Genomic DNA, 23,373 nt, shown 5'->3' on the forward strand with positions numbered 1-23,373 from the left:
GGACCTCAACGTTCCAGGACCGCTTCGAGGAAAGGGCTCGGGGCGCGGTGCCAGCTCACGCTCAGCTGCTCCCGCGCCCGCGTGCACGCCACGAACAGCAGGCTCCGCTCCCGCAGCAGGTCGCGGGAGTGCGCCCCGGGGTCCTCGTCCTCGGGGGTGATGCTCCGCGGGGCGGGCAGCTGTTCCCCGCCCACGCCCACCACGGCCAGGCAGCGGAACTCCAGCCCTTTCATCCGGTGCATCGTGCCGACCGACACGCTGTCGGTGAGTTGCCCCTTGGCCAGCGACCGGGCGGAGATCCCCGCCTCCTCCAGCGCGAGGGCGGCCTGGTCCACCGCGTGGTTGGAGCGGGCGGCCACCCCGATCTCGTCGGGCAGCACGCCGGCCTCGATCCAGGACAGCACCGTCTCCTTGAGGTGCCCCAGCTCCGCCTCCCAGGTGGCGGCCCCGTGCAGGACCGGTTCGGCCCCGCGGATCTCGGACCGGCAGCCGGCGATCGAGTCCAGGCCGCCGTCCATGTCGTCGACCGGCTCTCCCAGGACCAGCCCCAGGCTCCAGCCGAGGATCTGTGCGGTGGTCCGGTAGTTGATCCGCAGCTTGCTGGACCGGCCGAGGATGTTCACGCCGACCTCGGCCAGGCTCACCTTGGGGCCGTACACCCGTTGGTGGGTGTCGCCCGCGATGAACAGGTCGTCGCGATCCTCGGGCGCCGCGGCCCGCAGCAGCCGCCACTGTCCCGCGTGCAGGTCCTGCGCCTCGTCCACCACCACGTGCCGGAACGGCTTCTCTGCACGCCCGGCCAGGATCCGGGCGGCCTCCTCGCTGACGGTCTCGTGGGTCCACAGGCCCCGTTCGGCCAGCAGGTTCCGGAAGGCGTGCACCGCCTGCCACACCCTGGCCTTGCGCGCGGCGTTCAGCCCGCGCCCGCGGCCGGTGCGCTTGGCCTCCAGGTAGGCCTGTGCGTCCCCGACCCGGCGGGTGAGCACCACCTGCCGCCACTCCTCGGCCAGGAACGAGGGGGACAGGTCCACCCCCAGGCCGTCGACGACCTCCTGCCACAGCCTGCGTTCACCCGAGTGGTCCAGCAGGTCGGGCTGGCCGTGCTCCTCCCTGAACACACGGTGTGCCAGCCGATCCACGTGCTCCACGCGGATCCGACCCATGACCTCCTCGGGGTGCTCACACCGGGACTCCACGAGGAGCCGCAGCTGGGTCTCCAGGGAGGCCGCGAGCGTGGAGGTGAAGGTGGTCAACAGGACCTCGCCGTCCCCCCGCTCCGCCAGCCTCTGGGCACGGTGCAGTGCCACCACGGTCTTGCCGGTCCCCGGGCCGCCGCTGACCCGGGCGGGGCCGCCGTAGGAGGCCTCGACCACGGCGCGCTGGGCGGGGTGCAGGTAGATCCGCCACAGGTCGAAGGGCGACTCCAGCGCGGCCACCAGTTCTTCGGGGCCCTCCACCAGCAGGACGCGGTCCGGGCTGCGCCGCACCGCCGCGTCCAGGTCCTCGGGGTCGACCTCGTCCTCGACGAGGGCCGTGCTCATCTCCTCCCAGACCTGCTCCGGGGTGAGCCCCGCCGCCAGCCCGTAGAGCACCTCCCACTGAATGGCGGGCAGCAGCCCGCGGGCCGCCTCCAGCTGGAAGACGTCGGTCAGGGTCTGGGCGAACACCATGGTCTGCTCGTCCACGCCCAGACGGCGCAGGTCGGCGTCGCTCACGTCCTCGAACAGCCGGGTCGGGACGCTTCGCGCCAGGCGTTCCAGGTGGGGAAGGCTGGCGTCCAGCGCGGCCACGTCGCGGAGCTCGATGCCGCCCGTGGCGCGGTTCACCGTTGCCCTGCGCGTCTTGGCCCAGTGGTAGGCGTCGTCGTGGGGCAGGACCTTCAGCAGCAGGTAGGTGTCGCCGCTCTCCGGAGCCAGCAGCACACCCCGGTAGAACTGGTCGATCCGGATGGTGCGGAAGCGGTCGTCGCGCGCACCGGTGATCTTCTCCAGGTGCAGGCCGGTGTGGGTGGCCTGCTCGAACTTGGCGAACACCTGGATGACGCGTTCACGGACGGGCTTCTCGAGGGCGGCGAACTCCGCCAGGAATTCCTTGGCGATGGCGAGCTGGGGCACGGCGTGCTTTCCTCGTCGTGGGGGCAGGCCCCGGAACCGCGGGGGTGCGGCCGGGAGCCACGGGGGCGTACGAGCGGTCGGGGGAGTCCGGAAAGATGGTTCCGGGTACCAACAAGTCCTTCCAACCTAGCCGGGCGTGCTCCCTCACGCACGGCCACGGTGAGATCTCCGGGCGACCCTGATGGAGAACCGACACGGCGCCCGGAGTGTCACTGCGTCAGGGATCCGTTCAACTGGTCGTTCAGCTGGGCCACGGTCGGGTGCCCCGGCCCGTGCAGCCGCACCAGGTCCTCACGCAGGTCCCGCAGGGTGTGCTCGGCGTCCTTCCGGCGCCCCGCCGCCAGCTCCAGCAGCCCGATCTGCCTGCGCAGCTCCAACGGCCGGTGGTCGTCGTGCCCGTAGACGTCGACCTCGTCGTCGAGCAGGTCGGACAGGATCGACAGGGCGGCGCCGGTCCGGCCGGAGAGGGCGTGGCAGGTGGCGTTCTGCAGGCGGCAGCGGAAGACCAGGCTCTGGTTCTCCTCGCCCTCCATCCCCTCCAGATCCTCCACCAGCTCCCCGTAGACCGGGGCGGCACCGCGGAAGTTCCCGCCCTCGAAGAGCACGTTCGCCCAGTCCATCCGGAGCCGCACCGTGTCCGGGTCAGTGGGCCCGAACGACGCGGTCGCGGAGGAGACCGCCTCCCGCAGCGTCTGTGCGGCCTGCTGGTAGCGGGCGGAGCTGCCCAGCTCCGCCGCCTCGTCGCGGGTGCGCTCGACCTCCACACGGCTCAGCGGAACCGCGTCGACCGTGCTCTCGGGGGCCTGGTCGGCGGGGGTATCGGGGGCGGCGGGCGCGCCGTCCCCGGCGCGAGAGTCGGCGGAGGTGTCGGCACCGGTGCCCGCGGGACCGAACACCCGGGCCACCGCGGCCCCGTACATCCGGTGCGGGCTGGGCAGGTGCGGCTGGTTCAGCTCTCCCGGAATGTGTTCCAGGCCGGTGGCGAAGCCGATCAGCCGCCCGTACACCTCGTCGGCGCCGGCCGGGCGGTCCTCCGGGCGCTTCTCCAACAGCGCGGAGACGACCTCCGCCAGATCCGCGGGGACGTCCGGCCGCAACCGGCGCACCCCCGTGGGAGCCTCGTTCACCTGCTTGGACGCCAGGGCGAACGAGGTCGAGGCGGTGAACACCCGCTGCCCGGTGAGCATCTCGTGCAGGGTGCAGCCCAGCGCGTACAGGTCGCTCAACGGGGTGCTGGACCCGGCCAGGAGCTGCTCCGGCGCCATGTAGGCGGGCGTCCCGGGGGTGTGACCGGTCCGGGTGATCTGCGACATGTCCGCGCGGTCCAGGGCGACCGCCAACCCGAAGTCGAGGACCTTCACGGTCCCCTCCCGCTCCAGCATCATGTTGGCCGGTTTCAGATCGCGGTGCACCAGCGAGGCGCCGTGCGCCGCGGACAGCACCGAGCACACCTGCGCGGCGACGCAGGCCGACCACCCCACGGAGAGCCGCCCCTGCTCGGAGACCAGGTCGTGCAGGCCGATCCCGTGCACGCGCTGCATCACCAGGTAGTGGTGTCCGTCCTCGGAGCCCCCGTCGAACACGGCCGGGACGCCCGGGTGCCGCAGGCCCGCGGTGATCCGCGACTCGCGCACGAACCGGCGCACCATGTCCGGATCCTGCTCGCCGTCGGGCAACCGCAGGAACTTGACCGCGATCTCCCGGTCCAGCCGGACGTCCCGGCCCACCATCACCTGGCCCATGCCGCCGCGCGCCAGTGGCGCGGTCAGCTCGTACCGATCGGCGAGCATCCGCTTCTCGGTCAACCTCATGCGTTCAACTCCCGTGGCCTCAAGTCACCCTTGCGCAGCCCATGGTGTCCCACCTGGGCCAGCTGTCCGCCCAGTTCGGCGATGTCCCGCAACAACCCCTCCATCCGCCGCAGGCGGTGCGCCGCCCCGCTGTGCGCGCGCTGCTCCACCGGGGACAGCGCGGGCAGGGACACCGCCCGCACGTCCAGCCGCCCGCTCGAGGTGCGGTCGGGGGCCTCGGCCGCCCAGGCCAGGGCCCCGGCGAGGAACTCAGGGTCCACCCCGCCCTTCGGCCTCAGGAGCAGCAGACGCGGTCCCAGCGCGGCGCCCTCCCCGACCCCTTCGGCGACCACCCGGGTGGGTGCGCCGCGCACGGTGTCGGCGACCACCACGTCTCCCGCACGGGCGCGCACGAGCCCGGGCACCTCCGAGCACCGGCCGCTGGGGGGCCGGTCCTCCCGGAGGTCACGAACCGTGAGCACCGGGATGTCCCCCTCGTCCGTGGCCGTCGCGAGCGGAGCCCGGTGCAGTTCCACCGACCCCGCGTCGACGAGGTCCCCCAACGTGGTCCGCGCCGTCTCGGCGGCCGGTGCGACCAACGTGAGGTCCCCGGTCAGCGTGCGCGCCTGCTCCAGGGCCTCGGACAGCTCCGCCAGCAGTGGCGGGTACAGGTGGGCGGCCCGGCCGGCGCGTGCGGACTCCAGGTGCCGCGCGGGCCGCAGGTCCACGTCGCCGTCCAGGAGGTCGACGGTGTCGACGCAGGTCCAGTCCGGTCCCTCCTCGCCCTCGGGAAGGCTCCCGGAGGCGAAGGACTCCCACACCCGGACCGCGTCCCCGGTCCGGGCTCCGCGCCCCACCAGCAGCAGCCGCTCCCCGGTTTCGACGCCCTCCTCGGGGCGGACCACCACCCACAGGTGGTGGCTGGCGGCCTCACCACCGGAAGGGACCTCCAACACGGCCCGCAGCACTCCCGCTCGCAGCAGGTTCGCACGGATCCTGCGGCCGCTCGGCCGCGAGGACACCGACGCGGGCAGCAGGACCACCGCGCGTCCGCCCTCGCGCAGCAGCGACAGGCAGTGCTGCACCCACGCCAGCTCGCCCTCGGTCTTGGGCGGGGTGCCGTGCGTCCAGCGCGGATCCTCGGCGAGCTCCTCGTGCCCCCACTCCCGGTCCCGGAACGGCGGGTCGCACAGGACCGCGTCGAACCCCTGACCCCGCGGGGCGGGCGCGCGCAGGGAGTCACCGACAGCGGTGGCACTGGTCCCGGGAAGCGCGGCCAACAAGGCGGTGGCCATCTGCCACAGATGGGGGTTCCGCTCCTGTCCGGACACCGAACCCGCCCCGTGCCTGACCGCCTCGGCCAACAGGCCGCCCGTCCCGCAGGCCGGGTCGTGCACCGACGAGCCCGCACCGATCCCGGCCAGGTCCGCCATCCACGAGGCCACCTCGGAGGGGACCTCGGTCCCGCCCCGCTCCCGCGTCAACCGCGCGCACAACCGCGCGTAGAGCTCCTCCGGTCCGTTCGGCTCCTGCGGTTCGAGAACGGCCTCGGCCAGGACGGTCCACGGCTCGGGGATCCCCGGCACGGACGGCCGGAGCGGGAGCTCACCGATCAGCAGCCGTCCGACATGGGCCAGGAACTCGGCCCGGCGCACGTCCGGAACCTCGGCCCGCACCCGCTGCCACAGCAGGTCGGCGTCACCGGCCTCGAACGGCTTGCCGTGCTTGCGGCACCACTCCCGGACCTGTTCCAGCGAGAACAAGGGCTGGGACGCGGCCCCCGCGACGGGTTCGGGGAAGTCGCCGAACCGCCGCCGCCAGTTGCTCACCGCGGGCCGCTTGACCCCGGTCAGCCGGGCGATGTCGGAGGCCCCGAGCAGTGCCTGCCCGGCCGGGGGTCTGTACTCGGCCTCTTCCCGGGTGTTCTCGTTCGCCATCAGTGGTCACCCACCCTGATCCGTTCCAGTACTCCCCGGGAGCGGAGTTCGGCGACGTGCTCGGCCACCCGCTGCGGGGCGGCCCCGCCGCGGACCAGCAGCCCGGCCTCCATGTTGGTGGACACCCCGGACTGGGTGAGGTTGGCGCTGGACACCAGCAGCGTCCGCCGGTCGGCCACCGCGAGCTTGGCGTGCGCCTTGGCCCCCCTGCCCTCACGCCGGCCCGCCGGCCAGTGCCACAGCCCGACCCCGCCGATTCCGGTGAAGGCCTGCCCGGGCTCGGTGCCGCTGATCGCCCCGCCCGCTCCGGCGAGGGTCTCCACCACCACCGACATCGCGACCCCGCGCGTCACGACAAGCGCACTCGATGAGGGGAGCTCGTCGGTCGTTGTCGGCATTCTTGGACTACCTCGCGCCTGTCAGAGGGCATGGAGGGCGAGGCCGGAGCTCCGAAATGGCTGCTCGGGAGGCTGCGCCGTACAGGGATAACACTAGGGCCGACGGCGGTGATCCGCCGATCACCGAGATCCTATTGTTAACCCGGTTAACAGGCAAGGCGTGTAGGTTGGGTCCGCGACGTCGCAATGAGCCCCTGACGAGCAGGACGACGAGCAAGGAAGGCGGGTTTACCCAGCCGCCGCAACTGGTGCATGTGAAGGACTTAGGGCCCGAGCCGGGCGCACGTTGTCCGCTTCGGACCGTTCCGCCGTTTTCCGCGTGGAGTCGGTGAGCGTCCATCACCCGCCTCCGTAAGAGACGGAGACGGGTTCCTTCCCGCTGGAACAAATGGCAGAACCGGTGGACATAACGAACTCGTCTATCTGTGGATACCGCCTTTTCCCCTTGCTAGGGTTCGCTGACCAGCCACGAAGAAGGGTCGTCAATGGAATTCGACGAGAAGGTCTCCGCCCTCAGCGCCAAGGTGCAGAAACAGCGGGATGTGACCCAGACGGAGGAAGCGGCGAAGAACGCGTTCGTCATGCCCTTCATCGCGACGGTTCTCGGATACGACGTCTTCGACCCCCGAGAGGTCGTCCCCGAATTCACCGCCGACGTCGGGGTGAAGAAGGGCGAGAAGGTCGACTACGCCATCATGCACGCCAACGAAGTGCAGATGCTCATCGAATGCAAGAAGGCCAACGGCGAGTTGAAGGTCGAGCACGCGTCACAGCTCTACCGGTATTTCTCCGTCACCAACGCGCGGATCGCGGTCCTCACCAACGGGGTGGAGTACCACTTCTACACCGACCTCGACGCGCCGAACCGTATGGACTCCAAGCCGTTCATGGTGCTCGACCTCAACGATGTCGACGAGAGCCTCCTGCCCGAATTGCGCAAGCTGACCAAGGCCTCCTTCGACCTGGGCTCGGTCGTCGACGCGGCGGAGAAGCTCAAGTACATCGGGGCGATCAAGCGCACGCTGACCGAACAGTTCCAGGAACCGGACGACGAATGGGTGAAGTTCCTCGCCGGCCGCGTCTACGACAAGGCCTTCACCAAGCGGGCGCGCGAGCAGTTCACACCGCTCGTCCAGGAGGCCGTCTCCGCCTTCCTCGACGACCAGGTCAACGTCCGGCTGAAGAAGGCGCTGGAGTCCACCCGCCCGCAGGCCGAGGAGGACGAGATCAGCAGCGAGGACGTCGCGGACGAGGACCTGGAGCGCGGGACGGGGATCGAGACCACCCTTGAGGAGCTCGAGGGCTACCAGGTGGTCAAGGCGATCGCGTGCAGCGAGGTCAAGCCCCAGCGGATCTCGCAGCGCGACTCCAAGAGGTACTTCGCCGTCCTGTTGGACGACAACAACCGGAGGCCGATCGCGCGCCTCCACTTCAACGCCAGGTCGAAGAAGTACCTCGGCACCTTCGACGCCGACAAGAACGAGACCCGCCACCCGCTGGCCTCCGTCGACGAGATCTACCTCCACGCCGAGAAGATCCGCGCATCGGTGCGGAACTACCTGGGCTGAGCCCTGGGCGGGGGCGGTCGCCGTGTCGCCTTTCAGGCTCCCCGAGTACCACCGCGAGTCCGTGGTTCCGCGCGAACGCTAGGCCGATTTGCCTGGCAAGGCACCGCTTCGTGCGCGGCTCAGGGACGGCCGTAGCCAGCCGGACTCCACAAGAGTGCTTGCCGCGCCGGGGCGGTGCAGTTCATGGCGGCTGGTCCTGCGGTGGCGACCACGCTCATCCAGCCCTGGCCGTTCCAGAAGGACGTGCGGCGGAGCCAGCCTTCGTTGAACTCCTCGACCACCGGTGGCAGGTCCCACTCGTCGGTGTACTCCTTGAAAAGGTCGAGCAGGACCTCACGGCGGTCGGGGAGGAAGGATTCGGGATCGCACCGGTGTTCGGCCGGTCCGGATAGGCGCCCAGCTCCTCGGACGGTCCCGTACGCTCCCCGGCGCTGAAAGAGAGTCCTGGTGGCCCCATGCGCAACCGCCGGACGAATGCCCACGCTTCATCGATCACGCGCGCCAGGTCCTCTGCCGGTTCGGGGCGCGACGGCGTCTTCCCGAACTCATTGCGCGCGGCTTGCCGCAGTGGTCAGAGGGTGCCGTTGAACGTCACCCCGGCCCTCTACCTTGGCTGCCATGAACCCTCAGGCGTCGCTGTCCGTTCCCCTTCCCGCTGGCCGCATGTTCTCCTCTCCCGAGGGGGAGCCCTTCCTCTGGGTGAGCGAGGAGCCCGTTGCGGTCGGTCTGTGGTCCCGGCTGTTCGCCGAGTCCCCGCGTTCGGGTTGGTGGCCCCTGCTGGTGGAGGGCTTCGACCGCGACCCGGACCTGCTCCTGGAGACGTCGGCGATCGAACGGTCCACCGCGCTCACGGACCACGATCCGGCCGGGCTCCTCGCCGCGTGGTGGGGGGAGTACACTGGCTCTTCCGAGCCCGGCGCGGAGGAGCCGGATCCCCACCCGGAGACCGCGCCCTTCGGGAGGACCTGGCCCGGAACGGTTCCCGCTGCTTCCCTGGCGGAGGGCGCGGCCGAGGCAACGGCCTCGGAGTGCGCCGAACTCCTCGTCGAGCACGGACGCCCCCAACGTCTGGGCCTGGTGCGCGCCTCCTCGGGAGCGCAGGCCCTCCTCTCGTGCGGATGGTCGGGGCCGGTCAACTACGACAACGACACCGCGGTGTTCGCCGCGGTCGTGGCCGACTGGGAGCGGCGTTTCGGAGCGCGCCTCCTGGGCCTGGGGTTCGACACCCTGCTGTTGAGCGTCGCCTCCGCGCCCACCGATATCGATCGGGCGCTGCGTGTGGCCGCTGAGCACTTCGCGTTCTGCCCCGACCTCGTCTGGCAGGGAAGCAGCCCTCACACGCTCCGGGGCTACGCCGAACGCCTCGTCGACCGCCCCGTCTGGAACTTCTGGTGGGACTGAGACGCGGTTGCTCGACCACGCGGTGCCGGGAGGCCGGTGTTCAGATCGCCACCGGATCCGCCGGGGCGTCAGCGCAGGACCTGGTTGCGTATGACGGTCGAAACCAGCGTCGAAGGTCGCGGGGAGACACCCGCCGGGCACCCTCATCGACCGCATCTGTCTCGAGCCAAGCCCTCCTGCGCCTGCATCCGGACGCCGGTCGGTTTTCCGTCGCGGCTCCCATCGCCTCACCCGTGCGGCCCACGCCTCGCGGGTCGCCTTCACCGCAGGCCCTATGGATCCGGAGAAGCATTCAGACCGTCGGAGTCTGAGATGCGGCCCCCGGTAGAGACCAGCTCGCGAGCAGGCCCAGGGCCCGTTCGGCCGGTGACCCGGGTTCCGCCGTGTACACGTACACCGTGGTGTCCGGGTCCCCGGGCGGGGTGAGTGTCTCGTAATCGACGGTGAGGTCTCCGACGACGGGATGGCGCAGGCGTTTCGCTCCGTAGGTGCGCTGGTAGACACGGTGTTCGTCCCACCACCGGCTGAACTCCGGGCTCTGGCCGCGCAGGTCGTCGACGAGGGCGGCCCGCTCCTCGTCGTGGGGGACGGCACCGGACTCCAGTCGCAGGCTCTCGACCACCGCGCGGGCCTGGATCTCCCAGTCGACGAACAGCGCACGTGCCGCCTCGTCGCAGAACATCCACCGTGCGTAGTTGGGCCGACCGGTGCCGAGGGCGTCGAAATCGGTGAACAGCGCGCGGGCCATCCGGTTGGTGGCCAGAACGTCGGTGCGTCGGCCGAGGGCGAGCGCCGGCTCCCCGTCGAGAGCGTCCAGGAGCTGATGGAGGCCGGGCCGGAGACGTTGCACGGTGTGGGGGAGGGCGCGCTTACCGACGCCGGCCGGCCCGATGAGGTCCTTGAGGTGGGCTCGGCCGGCCGCGTCCAGCTCCAGGGCCCGACCGATGGCGTCGAGCACCGCCGGGGTGGGAGTGATACGGCGGCCCTGTTCGAGTCGGGCGTAGTAGTCGGACGAGACCCCCGCGAGCAGTGCCACCTCCTCACGCCGGAGACCGGGGACACGGCGGATACGGGTGTCGACGGGCAGTCCGGACCGGGACGGTTCGCACTGGCTGCGGGCACGCCGCAGGAAGTCCGCGAGCTCCCGGTTCTTCTTCTCGGCCATGTCTTCCATTGTGCAGGGCGGCGGGAGGGCCCGCCTGGACCTGTGAGTCCTAGGCTGCTGCGGTCCAGGACCAGCAAGGCGTGCTGTGGCCTCCCCCGACGGCCCGCGCTGTTCCAGGGTGGAAGTCACACACCGGCGACGGGAACAGGCCCGCTCGCCGCTTCAGGAAAGAGGGATCCGCCATGAGTTACCCCGTTGACCGTCCCGCGGTCTGGTTCGTCACCGGCACCTCCCGCGGGCTCGGCCTCGAACTCGTCGCCCAGCTGCTCGAGCGCGGTGACGGCGTCGCCGCGACCACCCGGTCCGCCGAGCGGCTCTCCACCGCTCTGCGGGGGCGGCGGGTGGACACCACGCGGTTGCTTCCGCTGGAGGTCGACCTGCGCGACGAGGACGATGTCGACCGGGCGGTGCGCGAGGCCCTCGCCCGCTTCGACACACTCGATGTGGTGGTCAACAACGCCGGCTACGGTTTTCTCGCCGCGGTCGAGGAGACCGGTGCCGCCGAGGTTCGGCACATGCTCGACCTCCAGATCTGCGGTGTCTGGAACGTGCTGCGCTCGACCCTGCCGATCCTGCGCGCGAGGAACAGCGGGCACATCGTGAACGTGTCCTCGGTCCTGGGGCTGACCTCGATGCCGGGCTGGGGGTTGTACTGCGCGGGCAAGTACGCCCTCGAAGGGCTCAGCGAAGCGCTCGCCGGGGAGATCGCCGACTTCGGTGTGGAGGTCACCATCGTCGAACCGGGCTACTTCCGCACGGACTTCCTGACCCCCGACTCGCTGGTTCTGCCCGCCGCGACCTCGGACGCCTACCCCGCGATTCGCGACATGGTGCGGAGCCACCTCGATCTGCAGGGCAGCCAGCTCGGAGACCCGGTCGAGGGAGCCCGGCAGATCATCACCAACGTGGTCACCGGAGGAGGGCTGCTTCGCCAGGTGCTGGGTTCGGATTCGCACGCCTACGCAACGGCGAAGGTCGACGCACTGCGCGCCACCCTCGACGCGACGCGGGAGAGCGCACCGCTGACCGACTTCGCCTCCGCCTGAGTCTCTTCCGTGGCGTGACAACAGGGCTCGCCCGTCTGGCGGCCCGGGGTTCGACGCTTCGGCGCTGGGCGTTGGCTTCGCGATCAGGTCCAGGACCAGGTGCAGACGAGTTTCGCCGAGATGGTCGAGGCGGCAGGCGCCCCGCTGTCCGAGTCCGTCTACGACCACATCGCTGCCGTAGCCACCACAGCCACCGCAGCGCCCACGGCGAAGCGGCGCGGGGATGTTCTGTCCCGGTGCGGCCCTTCGCCGCCTTGCGGTTCAGCCGCATTCGGTGGGGATCGGAAAATAATTTGATGCACATCCGGAATCCTCGGAGATGCATGGATCATTATAATTTAACCGCATTGTCTGTTATGTCGATGCGACAAATTCGCCGAACCTATTGATTTGCTGCGTCCCCGTAGGCATGGTGGAAGAGTGATCCGCCGCCCAATGCCCCTGGGGAATCATGAAAGTCTCCGCTCTTGCCGCCCTGGAATTCCCGCCTCCGCCGAGTGTTGGGGCAGCGGTGCCTCCGGTGATCGAGGCAAACGGTCTCGGCGGTTGCCGTGGTTCGTTCGGTTCAGGCTCCTGCGGAATCAGACCCATCTTTCCTTGAGGCTGAGACGAAACGGCCCCAGGAAAACCAGGAGAACTCATTCCGTTGCCGGAGGCAGGCGCTTTTCGCAGGAGGGCAACGGGCCATTCCCTGGGCCTGGGACGGAGGGGGCCGCGGCCGGTGCGAGCTCCGGGCCCTGTCCGAAATCATTCGAGCGGGGGCGGGCGTGCCATCAGATGGAACCAGGGCTGGTCGTGTCTCGAGAAGATCATGAGGAGAATCCATGTCTTTCAAGAACATCTTCGACAACGGCGAGAACGAAGCCGGAGCCGCGGAGGAGTCGGCCCGCGCCGTGTACGACAGGATCCCGGGAGCGCGGCCCGAACGGGAGGGGATCGACCCGGAGCTCACCGAGGGGATCCCCGAGGTCGAGCGCGACCCCAAGATCGTTCGGGAGACGTCGCCTGAAGCGCTCAACGTCATGAGCAGCTTCATCTCCCCGATGTTCAGGAACACCCGGACCGCTGCCGCCGAGCAGCGGGAGACCAGCGAAGACCCCGCATCGACCACCGCGATGGCGTCCTCGGCCAAGGACGAGGCATTCGAGAAGGTGGAGGTGGAGATCAGCGACGAGGACCGCCCCGAGATCACCGATGAAGAGCGGGCGAACCTGAAGAAGGACAACCAGAAGTCCACCGGGAACCTCAAGAGGACCGAAAAAGGGTTCACCGAGGGGTGAGAGAAGTTCAACAGCCTGCTCCTCGATCCGGAGAGACGTTCACAGGGGCCGTTTTTCCGGTCTGGACCAGGTCTGAGGGAAACGGCTCGACCGCTGCCCCGGCGGTGCCGCGTCCGGTCGCGCCGGAACGGAAGTATTCCAAAGAACCGGCAGATGCTTGATTTCTGCTCTGCAAGGAGGTCGATGTTCATGGGCGAGGCCACCAAGAACCACGTGAGCACTGCTTATCTCGGTGAACGGTTCATGCGGCACCCGCTGACCGGGAGGAATCTGAAGGAGCTCGAAATCGCCGAAAAGGCGCCGGGCATCCTGGAGCGGAACAGGGAAAGGCTGAAGGCGAAGGCTGAGAGGAAGGCGCCCGACGGATCGGACCGATTCGTGTATCCCACCGGGTTCTCCCTGAACAGGGGACGGTTCGAAGAGTATCCCCATGCAGAGGACACGGCGCACCAGCGCGGGTGGCGGGCCTACATGACGGTGGGCGTTCCACTCGTCGAAGAACGAAACGACATCGTGCAGCCGCCGCCCGACGTGGTCTCCAAGCAGACGTACGTCAACCGGACGGACCCCAAGCCCACCACCTGGTCGCACACGGTGGAGTTCTCGGTCGCGAACACCATCAGCTGGTCGCTCCAGGGACAGGTGCAGCTCACCTTCGGGGCCAAGGCCATCGCGTCGCTGCAGCAGCAGCTGCAGAAGAGCATGGCGCTGAACAACTCCCAGAAGACCACCCTGAAGAACAGCAAGGACAACCAGGGTGTCGACATGGAGTCCCAGTCGCAGTCGACCAGCACGACCACGGCCACCAGCAGCGCCACGGGAACCGGAGAACTGTCGGCGCAGCTGATGCTGGGGATCACCGGTTCTGTCAGCGGTTCGCTGACGACCTCGTTCAAGACCTCGTCCACGTTGAGTGGGGAGGTCGGCAGCCGGGTCGATGTCCTGGCCACGCAGCGGCGCCAGGTGAGGAGGTTCGACTACGAATACCCCGTCTCCTTCGGCGGGGGAGTCGCTGTGTACTACCCCGAGCCGGTGGAGGTCAAGAGGGCCCGACCGGAGGGGCCACCGCCGAAGGAACCGGAGTACTCGCAGGTGATCCCGTGGGAACTCGGGGAATCCGGTGCTGCGGGAAAGACCTTCGACCTGAACGACGAGGGCAGGCCGTTCCTGCAGAAGGGCGAAGCCGAGCTGGTCTCCACGCTCGCCGGCGTGCACGAGGTCTTCGAGCTCGAGAAACTCCACTTCGAGATGAAGGACCACCCTCTGCACAAAGACGGTGGTGAAGAGGCCAGGAACCCGAAGGAGGCCCCCGTCCAGGTGCGCACCGGTCTGGGGACCGCGGACGGCCTGGCGTTGGACCCGGTGGCGCAGAAGGCCTACGTCACCGACCGGTACAACGGCGGAAAGCTCTACAAGGTGGACCTTGCCGGCGGTGGGACCGACTGGGCCCTGGAGAAACTCGGCGAAGTCAACGACGTGGCGCTGGACCTGCCCGGGAACAAGGCCTATGTGGCCGACTACGGCGGCCGGCGCGTGTTCACGGTGGACCTGTCCGACCACACCGCCTCCCCGGTCACGGTCGTCGAGGGCATCCGCGTGTACGGCCTCGCACTGGATCTGCCGGGTAACAGGCTCTTTGCCTCCGACTACGCACGTGGCGAGCTGGTCGAGTTCGATCTGAGCGGCGGAACCGCGCAGCGGCAGCGTGCCTGGGGTGTGCCGAACGCCGCCGGGGTGGCGCTGAACGGGGGAAAGGCGTACGTGGGACAGTACGACCGCGGCGGGCTGTATGAGATCGACCTGAGCACGGAGGGTGGTGCTCCGGGGGAGGTGGCCACCAACCTCGGGTACAGCGTCCGCGTGGCGCTGCACGACGGAGCCATCGCCTACGTCTGCGACTCGACCGGCAGGCTGCACGAGGTCGTCGTGGCCGAAGGCGAGGCCAAGGGCCTCCGCCGTGTCGTGGCGGACGGTCTCGGCCCGGTCTGCGGTCTCGCGCTGGACGGCGCCAACGGGCGGATCTACGTCAGTGACCGGCAGGGCAAACTGTCGCGGATCACCCGTGCGCTGCCCGACCGCTCGGCTGGATCCTAGGTGCACTGACCCCGAAACCGAAACGCTCACGGCCCGGGCGTTCGGACTCCACCGCCCAGTCCTCGCCCGCACACGACCGCCGTGACCGGCGAACCCGCGAACACGACTCCACCGAACTCAGAGCATGCCACCCGGCACCAACGCTTCGTCCTGCGTCGGTACCGAGTGGCATGCCGGCAGCCGCCTCATCAACGATGGCCAGTGGTGAACAGCGACACTGCGCGTCGTACGGCGGGTGGAACACCGTTGTTCGAGGGCGTCGGGGCCCGGCACGCGCGATCGACCGGGTTGGGGGAGCGGGAAGGCCGTCAGGATCAGCCCGTGTGGCTCGTCGGTAGCTGTGCGCGGTGCTCGCGAGCGGTGTCCATAAGGGCATCCAGGGCATTTCTGGCCTGACACGAGGGGCATGGTCGACGACCTGGTGACCCTGGGCTCGCCGCACCACGGCAGCACCGTGACCGACTGCACCACTGACGTCGAATGCCCGCCCGCGTTGTGAAGGACGACCGTCTACGTTCGGGTGCACGTGCTCAACGGCAGGGACTACGGCCTCGGGAGGCGGTGCGGCGTCCACCTCCACCACGTCGCTTCTGTGCAGGGTGTTGGAGGCCGAACCTGGGCGAGGTTTGCCTCCGGATACACCCGGGGGTATGTTGGGGCTCGCCGGTCGAAAGGAGGCCACATGAAGCCTGAAATGGTGGGCGACGCCATCACGCGACTCAAGCGCGCCCAGGGGCAGCTCTCCGGGGTCATCTCGATGATGGAGGAGGGCGAGGACTGCGCCGCCGTCCTCCAGCAGCTGGCCGCGGTCTCGCGTGCCCTGGACCGGGCCGGGTTCAAGATCGTCGCGAGCGGCATGCGGCACTGCAACACCGCGCGGGAGAACGGCGAGGAGCCGGAACTCACCGAGGCGGAGCTCGAGAAGCTCTTCCTGGCTCTGGCCTGAGGCTCCTGGGGGTCGGCGCCGGGCCGAGTGCTCGCGCCGCACCCCGGTGCGAGGGCTCTCGCGCCCTTGTCCTCGTGGTCCCTTCGGTCGCACCACGGCACACTTCTGCTCTCTGGATACTCCCCCCAGTATATGAAGATGAGTGCTCGACGGTCTGAAGTCCTCTAGATCCCGGGCCTTCCTGTGTTCGAGGGGTACCCCCGGGAGTATAAGAAGCAAATTTGTCACCACTCAAGGAGTTTCCTATGAGAGAGCACACCATCGACGCGCACACCGTGCGCGGGCTGCTCGAAACCGATCCCCACACCCTGCTCGTCGACGTGCGGACCCCCGCCGAGTACGAGAGCTCCCACATTCCCGGCGCGGTCAACCTGCCGCTGGGGCGGGTGGACGCCCACCTGGAGCGGATCGTCGCCGACGCCGGGGGCCGCCTGGTCCTGGTCTGCCAGTCGGGCGGCAGAGCGACGCAGTGCCAGGGCAAGCTGGCTTCCGCCGGTCTGGTCGACACGGTCGTCATGAACGGCGGCATGAACGCCTGGGAGTCCCAGGGCGCGCCGGTGCAACGCGGTCGCGAGCGCTGGGCCCTGGAACGCCAGGTGCGGCTGGTGGCCGGCGGAATCGTCCTGGCCTCGGTGCTCGCCTCCCTGGTCTGGCCCTCGGCGGTCGCGGTCGCGGGCTTCGTGGGAGCGGGACTGGCCTTCGCGGCCGTCACCGACACCTGCGCCATGGGCATGGCCCTGACCCGGCTGCCCTACAACCAGCCGAGCAACGACGTCGACATCGAGGAGTCCCTGGCGCGCATCGGTGCCCGCCGATGAGCGCCGCGGGCAGGGTACCCCTCTGTCTTCTGGATACTCCCCGGAGTATCTGAACAGCACGGACACATCACCTGACAAGGAGAAGGACATGCTGCTGGAACGCCTCTACGACAACGATCTCGCCCAGGCGGGCTACTTCATCGGCTGCCAGGCCAGGGGAGAGGCCCTCGTGGTCGACGCCCGCCGGGACATCGGCGACTACCTGGACCTGGCCGCCGAACACGGCATGCGGATCGTGGCCGTGACCGAGACCCACATCCACGCCGACTACCTCTCCGGCACCCGCGAACTCGCCGCTGCCACCGGCGCCACGGTGTACGTGTCCGGCGAGGGCGGCCAGGACTGGCAGTACGGGTTCGACGCCGAACGCCTCCTGGACGGCGACACCGTCACCATCGGCCGCCTCACCGTCCGGGCGCGTCACACCCCGGGGCACACCCCCGAACACCTGTCGTTCCTGATCACCGACGGAGCGTTCAGCCAGGACCCGGGTTACCTGCTCTCCGGGGACTTCGTCTTCGCCGGAGACCTGGGCCGCCCCGACCTGCTCGACGAGGCCGCCGGGGGTGTCGACACCCGGTTCGAGGGAGCGCACCAGCTGTTCACCAGCCTGCGCGAGGTCTTCCTGGAACTGCCCGACCACGTCCAGGTCCTGCCCGGGCACGGCGCGGGCAGCGCCTGCGGCAAGGCGCTCGGCGCGCTCCCGGCCACCACGGTCGGATACGAGCGGCTCAACGCCTGGTGGGGGCCCTACCTGCGCGACGACGACAGGGAGGGTTTCGTCCGGGAGCTGCTCGACGGGCAGCCCGACGCCCACGCCTACTTCGCGCGGATGAAGCGCCAGAACAAGGAGGGGCCGCGCGTCCTGGGCGCGCTGACCGCGCCGCCCGAGCTCACCGGCGAGCAGGTCCGGCGCTCCCTCGACGAGGACGCGGCCGTCCTCGTCGACACCCGAACCCACACCGAGGTGCACCGCGGCACCGTGTCAGGGGCGCTGAACATCCCCGGCCCGGCCAAGGCGGCCACCTTCGGCGCATGGGCCTGGGACCCCGAGGTCGAGACCGGGCCACTGGTGCTGTTCGCACCCGACGGGGACACGGCCCGACAGGTACGCGACCACCTGCTGCGGGTCGGTGTCGACCACGTGATCGGTTACACCACCGGCATGGAGGGACTGCCGACGGTCGTGCCGCGCCGCATCACCCCGGAACAACTGGCGGAGTCCGACCCCGAACTCGTCCTGGACGTGCGCGGCAGGAGCGAGCACGCCGAGGGGCACATCCCCGGATCACGGCAGATCAGCGCGGGCCGGGTGCTGTGGAACCTCGACGCCCTGCCGGTCGGCGGCACCGTCGTGAGCTACTGCCAGTCGGGTGCCCGCAGCTCCGTGGCGGCCTCCGCCCTGCGCCGCGCCGGACTCGACGTCGTCGAACTCGACCGCGGCTACCCGGGCTGGGCCGAGTGGAGGCGCGACTCGCAGGCCCTCGCGCAGAGCGCCGGCCGCTGAACGGGGGCAGGGGCGGTGCCTGCCGCGCCGGAGCGTGCGGGCCGGACGAAGGCGGGCACCGCCCCTGCCGTTTCCGGGGTGCTACGCCCCTTCCACTCCGTCAACGGCCGTCCGTGCGCGGCCGCGAACCATGGAAGCAGAGTCCACATGGAGTTTCAGATCGTCCTCGTCCTGGGCCTGGCCGTGGGGGTGGGACTCGCGCTCGGGCTGCTCGGGGGCGGCGGTTCCATCCTGATGGTTCCGCTCCTCACCTACGTCGCGGGGATGGAACCGAAGGAGGCCGTGGCCGCCTCCCTGTTCGTCGTGGGAGCCACCTCACTGGTCAGCGTCTTCGCGCACGCACGTGCCGGAAACGTCCGATGGCGCACCGGGCTGGTGTTCGGGGCGGCGGGCATGGCGGGCGCTTTCCTCGGCGGCCTCGCGGGCGGATATCTCCCCGGGAGCCTGTTGATGATCGCCTTCGCCCTGATGATGGTCGCCACTTCCGTGACCATGATCAGGGGCAGGCGGAAGGTGCCCGCCGGGAGCGGGGAGACCGGAGCGCTTCCGCTGCGGCGAGTCGTCCTCGACGGTCTGGCTGTGGGGGCGGTCACCGGCCTGGTCGGCGCGGGCGGCGGTTTCCTCGTCGTGCCCGCCCTGATGCTGCTCGGCGGTCTGGCGATGCGGGCCGCCGTCGCCACCTCCCTGCTCGTGATCGCGATGAAGTCCTTCGCCGGTCTCACCGGGTACCTGACGACCGTCAGCCTGGACTGGGCCCTCGTGGCCGCGGTCACGGCTCTCGCCGTCGCGGGGTCGCTCATCGGATCCCTCCTGACCTCGCGTGTGCCCGAAGCCGCCCTGCGCAAGGGTTTCGGGGTGTTCGTGCTGTTCATGGGCGTGTTCGTCCTCGCCCAGGAGCTCCCCGCCCCCTACGGCCTGCTTCCGCCCGTGCTGGTGGCCCTCCTGGCGGGCCTGGTGCTGGTGTGCCGCCTGATCGGTGAGTACTGTCCGCTGCTGCCGCTCCTGCGGCCGAGGACGTGATCGGCCCGGGTCCTCCTCGGGGAGGAGGTCGTTCGTCCCCTGATCCTCCGCCTTCCGGGCGCGAGGGCTCCGGTCGACCAGGGCGGTGCAGAACGCCGCCAGGAGCGCGAGTGAGGCCGGGACCAGAAGCAGCGCGAACAGGCCCTGGGGCGAACCCGTGCCACTGAGCCAGGGGCCGGACGCGGAGGAGATCAGCGCGCCGCCCCCGATGGACACCGCGGTGGACAGGCCCAGGGCGGTCCCCGCGAGATCGTCGCGCTCGGACATCACCCCCGTGTTCACGACGGGAGTGGTCAGACCGTTGCCGACGCCGATGGACACGCAGCAGAGGAAGAACACCAGGGGCGGGATCGCCGTCGATGCCGAAAGGAGCAGGCCGACCGACAACCCCAGGCAGGTCAGGGCGCGCGCGTGGACGAGGACGCGGCTCCTGAAGACCCTGGGGGCGAGGGTGCCGGTCAGGTAGCTGCCCAGGACGAACCCGGCCGGTACCAGCGCCATGTACAGGCCCAGCGCCGCGCTCGATCCGCCGGATCGGTCGCCCATGACCAGGGGCGCTCCGCCCAGGAACACGTAGAGCGTCCCCATCGAGCAGGCCATGCAGAGCGAATAGGCCCAGAACCGGGGCGAGCTCAGCACCTGCCGGACCGAGGAGGGGAAGTTCCCTTGGGAATTCGCTGCTGGGGAGGAGGTCTCCGTCATTCTCCGCAGCGACACCACGAGAACGGTTCCGCCGACGACCGCGAGGGCAGCGAAGATCGAACGCCATCCGAACAGTTCGTCCGCGATACCGCCCAGTGGGGCTCCGAGCATGGGGGCGAGCGCCCATCCCATGCCCGCGAAGCCCATTCTCCTTGTCGCGTCGCTCCCGTTCGATGTCTCCTTGATGGCGACCATGGCCACCGAGAAACACGCCGCGATCGACGCCTGGAGCATCCGGCAGGCGAGGAACACCCCGATGTGCGGTGCCAGCGCGCAGCCGATGGAGGAGGCGGTGAAGACCGCGACGGAGACCAGAACGACCGGTCGGCGCCCGTAGCGGTCCGACAGGGCGCCGGCGGCCGCCTCCACCAGGACGGTCGCGACCGCGTATCCGGCGATCGAGAGGTTGACCAGGGCGAAGCCGACCCCGAACGCGTCCGCGATGTCCGGCAGGGCGGGCAGGTGGACGGTGACCGGAAGTACCGAGAGCGCGGCCAGGAAGACGAGGAGCGCGCGGCTCGGCGGGGCTGTCGGCGTCTGTTTCCCGGAGGGTCTGGGCATGCCGCTTTCCTTCTCGTGTTCACCGGTCCGCCGGGGGAGTGCCCTTCCCGGGGGCCCCGTCTTCCCCGGCGGCCGGAGCGGGGGCGGCCGTGGTCAGCGGCGGGTGGAGGCTTCCTCCGAGGTAAAGGGAATCTGTCCTCGGCGCCAGTTCTTTCTGTCGGACGCGGCGCCGCGGTAAGGGAATTCGGGAAGGCTTTCCGTAGACCGGTGGGGGATCTGGCAAGAGTCTTTCCAGTTTGGCGGGCTGTGGTCCGCGAAAGTCGACAGTACCAGTGCGAATGCGACCCGGAGGGCTTCACCGGTCCGGTTCAACGGTACCCGATTACCAGGCGGGAACAGGCCTTGACCGCACAATTCGGGAATGCTTACCCTGCTCGGAAACAGGTTCGAGGAATTCCGGGGAAACTCGGAATTCCTGCGGACACCTCCCTTCACGGCACCGGGCAGAACCGAGCCCTGTGGCCGCGAACCGAGCCTTCCTGGGCCGGAGAACGGCCCCGGTCCCCCGCTACGGCTTGTCGGCACGTGCCGACAAGTCCGTGACCCCCGAGAAGGACGAAAGCCCATGATGAACCGCAAGCTCCGCTCCCTTGCCGCGACGGCCGCCTCCGCCGTGCTCATCTTCACGCTCATGCCGGCCGGTACGGCCAACGCGCACGGATACGTCTCCAACCCCGCCAGCCGCCAGGCCCAGTGCGCCGCCGGTGTCGTCCAGTGCGGCGGCATCCAGTGGGAGCCGCAGAGCGTCGAGGGCCCCAAGGGCCTGATGAGCTGCTCGGGCGGCAACGCGCGCTTCTCCGAGCTCGACGACGACAACTACGGCTGGCAGGTCGCCGACGTCGGCACCAACGCCACCTTCGACTGGATCATCACCGCCAACCACTCCACCGCCACGTGGGAGTACTTCATCAACGGCAACCTCGTGGCCAGCTTCAACGACCACGGTGCCCAGCCCCCGTCCAGGTTCAGCCACAACGTCGACCTGTCCGGGTACAGCGGCAGGCAGACCGTTCTGGCCCGGTGGAACGTGGCCGACACGGCCAACGCCTTCTACGTCTGCATCGACGTCAACATCCGGTGACCCCGAACCGCTGACTCCGAGCCCCTGACTCCGAGCCCCTGTCTCCGAGCCGCTGATTCCGGACGTGCCCCGGCCCGCAACTGTCTTGGGGCCGGGGCACGCTGTGTTCGATGAGCGCTGCCGGTCCGCCGGGTGTGAGTGGAGCTGGACCTAGGGGAAGGGAAGTTCGCTCTGGCCGTGCCTGGACGGAGCCTCGCGTGCTCTTGGGCCCACCGGAAAGACCTTGGCCCGGGTGAGATCGTCCGTGAGCGATGGCCCGCTCCCCGGGACCGCGGAGCTTGGCCTGGTCAGAGTCGGCGTTCTTCTTCCACTGCGGCTTGCCCCGGCCCTCGAACGGGCAGAACAGCACATCCGACAGGCTCACGTACCCCTTGTCCGAGGGTGGGTGCTTGCTGGGCGAGCAGGTCCGTGGCCTCGCGCACGTAGCGCTATGCGGTCGTGGTTCCCACCTCGAAACCGGCCGCGACCTGGGTGAAGGAATTGCCTTTGTACAGGTGGACTCCCGCCAGCAGTGCCTGCTGTGCGGGGCCCAAGCGGCGCCATCGGGAACCGGTGTTCTTACTATGGGTGCGGATGGTGCGGGCGGCCGAGTTCAATGTCCGGCGCGGCAACGGCAGGCAGGCGCGGTAAAACAGCATGTGGAGCGTCTGGTGCTGGGTTTTCTTGGTCGTTAACTCCTGTGCCAGGGGCTTCTTGCTGTTCAGGGGTGGTTTCGTCAGACCGGTACGGGGTGGTGACCTGCGCCTTCAGGTTGGAAAAGGCTCAGTGGAGTCATCGGCCTGACCCTCCTTTGCGGACGGGTGCGGCCACCCAGCCCAAGGAGCGGACGAGGCCCACTCGGCGAGGCGACTCAACGCCGGGCACCGACATTTCCGCACCGGCGGTCCGGATTCCGTCACGCTCCGATTGATGGGATCATCGAATGCACGGACTCCGCCACCCGTTTTCCTTGTTGCTTCTGTTAATTTCCGGTGACTGCGCCAATGGACCTGGCGCAAGGGCACATCAAACCTTTATGGTTCTGCTGTCGCCCCACAGCAGGGCGCGATGAGAGAAAGGCTGTTCCATGAAGGCTGCCCCCCTCCTTCGTCTCGCCGACCGGATTCTCGAACGCTTCATCCCCCGGGCCGAAGCCCAGGCCGCCGCCGCGCCGTGCGGCTACCAGTACCGCTGCGTCAGCAGCACCTGCACCCGCGGCGTGTACAGGCAGCGCCGCGAGTGCTGCCTGCAGGGCGGCGACGCCCGTTGCAGCTCGTGGGTGACCATCGCCTGCGACTGCTGACCCCCGGTCGGCGCGGCCCTGCCCTGTGACGGGGCAGGGCCGGCGCCGGTCCCCCTTCCTCCGATCCCCCGTGACCTGTGAAGCGGATCCCCTTGCTCGTACTCACCACGTTCTTCCTGCAGGCCGCGGTCGCCGGGATCTTCCTCACCTCCGGACTGTCCAAGGTTCGCGGTGAGGCCAACCTCCGAACCTGGGCGGACCTGGCCGAACGCCTTCCTGTTCCGCGTTTCCCCGCCCGCGCCGCCTCCCACACGCACATCGCGGTCGAACTGCTCGTGGGTGTCGCCCTGCTCGCCGGGACGTGGGTACGGGTGCCCGCCCTCGTCGCAGCCACCGTCCTGTTCGCGGTGTTCGCCCTACTCGCCCTGTACTCCGTGCGCGCGGAGAAGGCCGTCACGTGCTCGTGCTTCGGCAAGGCCGAATCCGTGCTGGGGTGGCCGCACGTGTGGCGCAACGCCGTGCTGACCGCGCTTGCCGCCGCCGGCCTGGGGTGCTCCCTCGCGCTCGGTCCCGAGCTTCCGACCCTGGGCGGGGCGGCCGTGGCGCTGGCGGCCGCCGTCGCGGTCACGGCGGCGGCGTTCTACTTCGACGACCTCGTCGACCTCTTCAGTCCCGGAGCGGGCGGTACGCCGTCCACGCCTCTCCCCCACGCATAGAACCTGG

The 23,373-nt window shown here is 69.5% G+C and carries 18 protein-coding genes and 1 pseudogene; 12 read left to right on the plus strand and 7 right to left on the minus strand.

The genetic code is table 11. The annotated features are described in order from the left end of the window. Window positions 1-5: 5 nt before the first annotated feature. From D458_RS0106760 to D458_RS33100, 4 genes are all read right to left on the minus strand, one after another. Entirely contained in the window at window positions 6-2,114 is a 2,109-nt protein-coding gene (locus D458_RS0106760; RefSeq protein WP_017585965.1) for a UvrD-helicase domain-containing protein, read from the minus strand. 209 nt (window positions 2,115-2,323) lie between these two features. Next, entirely contained in the window at window positions 2,324-3,925 is a 1,602-nt protein-coding gene (locus tag D458_RS0106765; protein WP_017585966.1) for a serine/threonine-protein kinase, read from the minus strand. Next, a complete protein-coding gene (locus D458_RS0106770; RefSeq protein WP_017585967.1) occupies window positions 3,922-5,841 on the minus strand; it encodes an N-6 DNA methylase in 1,920 nt (639 codons plus the stop codon). The genes D458_RS0106765 and D458_RS0106770 overlap by 4 nt, the downstream gene beginning before the upstream one ends. Next, window positions 5,841-6,239 (minus strand): phospholipase D-like domain-containing protein, encoded by a 399-nt coding sequence (locus D458_RS33100; RefSeq protein WP_083936255.1) that lies wholly within the window; start codon window positions 6,237-6,239, stop codon window positions 5,841-5,843. The genes D458_RS0106770 and D458_RS33100 overlap by 1 nt, the downstream gene beginning before the upstream one ends. 485 nt (window positions 6,240-6,724) lie before the next feature. On the opposite strand from D458_RS33100, the gene D458_RS0106780 reads away from it, so the two are divergent. Together D458_RS0106780 and D458_RS0106785 are read left to right on the plus strand one after the other, a co-directional pair. Next, window positions 6,725-7,807: a type I restriction endonuclease gene (locus D458_RS0106780; RefSeq protein ID WP_017585969.1), complete on the plus strand. Its 1,083-nt coding sequence runs from the start codon at window positions 6,725-6,727 to the stop codon at window positions 7,805-7,807. A 618-nt stretch (window positions 7,808-8,425) separates the two neighbouring features. Further along, entirely contained in the window at window positions 8,426-9,208 is a 783-nt protein-coding gene (locus D458_RS0106785) for a DUF4253 domain-containing protein (protein ID WP_017585970.1), read from the plus strand. Between the two features lie 292 nt (window positions 9,209-9,500). On the opposite strand, the gene D458_RS0106790 is transcribed toward D458_RS0106785, so the two are convergent. After that, entirely contained in the window at window positions 9,501-10,373 is an 873-nt protein-coding gene (locus tag D458_RS0106790) for a helix-turn-helix domain-containing protein (protein ID WP_017585971.1), read from the minus strand. Window positions 10,374-10,555: 182 nt separating this feature from the next. On the opposite strand from D458_RS0106790, the gene D458_RS0106795 reads away from it, so the two are divergent. The 7 genes from D458_RS0106795 to D458_RS0106830 all read left to right on the plus strand — a co-directional run bounded on the left by D458_RS0106795 (window position 10,556) and on the right by D458_RS0106830 (window position 19,084). After that, complete coding sequence (locus D458_RS0106795) at window positions 10,556-11,419, plus strand: SDR family NAD(P)-dependent oxidoreductase (RefSeq protein WP_017585972.1); 864 nt, start codon at window positions 10,556-10,558, stop codon at window positions 11,417-11,419. An 824-nt stretch (window positions 11,420-12,243) separates the two neighbouring features. Then, window positions 12,244-12,699 (plus strand): hypothetical protein, encoded by a 456-nt coding sequence (locus D458_RS0106800; protein WP_017585973.1) that lies wholly within the window; start codon window positions 12,244-12,246, stop codon window positions 12,697-12,699. Window positions 12,700-12,888: 189 nt separating this feature from the next. After that, window positions 12,889-14,793: an NHL repeat-containing protein gene (locus D458_RS0106805; RefSeq protein ID WP_040702243.1), complete on the plus strand. Its 1,905-nt coding sequence runs from the start codon at window positions 12,889-12,891 to the stop codon at window positions 14,791-14,793. 694 nt (window positions 14,794-15,487) lie between these two features. After that, window positions 15,488-15,739 carry a metal-sensitive transcriptional regulator gene (locus D458_RS0106815; protein WP_017585976.1) on the plus strand — a complete coding sequence of 84 codons (252 nt, stop codon included), beginning with the start codon at window positions 15,488-15,490 and terminating at the stop codon, window positions 15,737-15,739. 245 nt (window positions 15,740-15,984) lie between these two features. After that, window positions 15,985-16,557, plus strand: coding sequence for a rhodanese-like domain-containing protein (locus D458_RS0106820; protein WP_017585977.1), 573 nt, complete (start codon window positions 15,985-15,987; stop codon window positions 16,555-16,557). An 88-nt stretch (window positions 16,558-16,645) separates the two neighbouring features. Continuing rightward, window positions 16,646-18,064 (plus strand): MBL fold metallo-hydrolase, encoded by a 1,419-nt coding sequence (locus D458_RS0106825; RefSeq protein WP_017585978.1) that lies wholly within the window; start codon window positions 16,646-16,648, stop codon window positions 18,062-18,064. Window positions 18,065-18,211: 147 nt separating this feature from the next. Further along, the gene (locus D458_RS0106830) at window positions 18,212-19,084 is read left to right on the plus strand and encodes a sulfite exporter TauE/SafE family protein (RefSeq protein WP_017585979.1); all 873 of its coding nucleotides are present in this window, start codon (window positions 18,212-18,214) and stop codon (window positions 19,082-19,084) included. A 255-nt stretch (window positions 19,085-19,339) separates the two neighbouring features. Here the strand turns inward: D458_RS0106830 and D458_RS35330 are convergent. Beyond that, window positions 19,340-20,347, minus strand: a pseudogene (locus D458_RS35330) (MFS transporter); the annotation flags it as partial. Between the two features lie 565 nt (window positions 20,348-20,912). Between D458_RS35330 and D458_RS0106845 the strand changes: the two are divergent. Beyond that, on the plus strand, window positions 20,913-21,428 hold the full coding sequence (locus tag D458_RS0106845) for a lytic polysaccharide monooxygenase auxiliary activity family 9 protein (protein ID WP_017585982.1): 516 nt from the start codon (window positions 20,913-20,915) through the stop codon (window positions 21,426-21,428). Window positions 21,429-21,856: 428 nt separating this feature from the next. Here D458_RS0106845 and D458_RS37400 read toward each other — a convergent pair whose 3' ends face one another. Beyond that, window positions 21,857-22,066: a hypothetical protein gene (locus D458_RS37400; RefSeq protein ID WP_239647907.1), complete on the minus strand. Its 210-nt coding sequence runs from the start codon at window positions 22,064-22,066 to the stop codon at window positions 21,857-21,859. A gap of 428 nt (window positions 22,067-22,494) precedes the next feature. Here D458_RS37400 and D458_RS0106855 point away from each other — a divergent pair, with 428 nt between their 5' ends. Then, entirely contained in the window at window positions 22,495-22,710 is a 216-nt protein-coding gene (locus tag D458_RS0106855) for a hypothetical protein (RefSeq protein ID WP_017585984.1), read from the plus strand. Between the two features lie 92 nt (window positions 22,711-22,802). Then, the gene (locus D458_RS0106860; RefSeq protein ID WP_017585985.1) at window positions 22,803-23,366 is read left to right on the plus strand and encodes a MauE/DoxX family redox-associated membrane protein; all 564 of its coding nucleotides are present in this window, start codon (window positions 22,803-22,805) and stop codon (window positions 23,364-23,366) included. Window positions 23,367-23,373 lie beyond the last annotated feature (7 nt).

Origin of the sequence: Nocardiopsis ganjiahuensis DSM 45031, assembly GCF_000341085.1 — a bacterium.
Classification (GTDB): Bacteria; Actinomycetota; Actinomycetes; order Streptosporangiales; family Streptosporangiaceae; genus Nocardiopsis; species Nocardiopsis ganjiahuensis.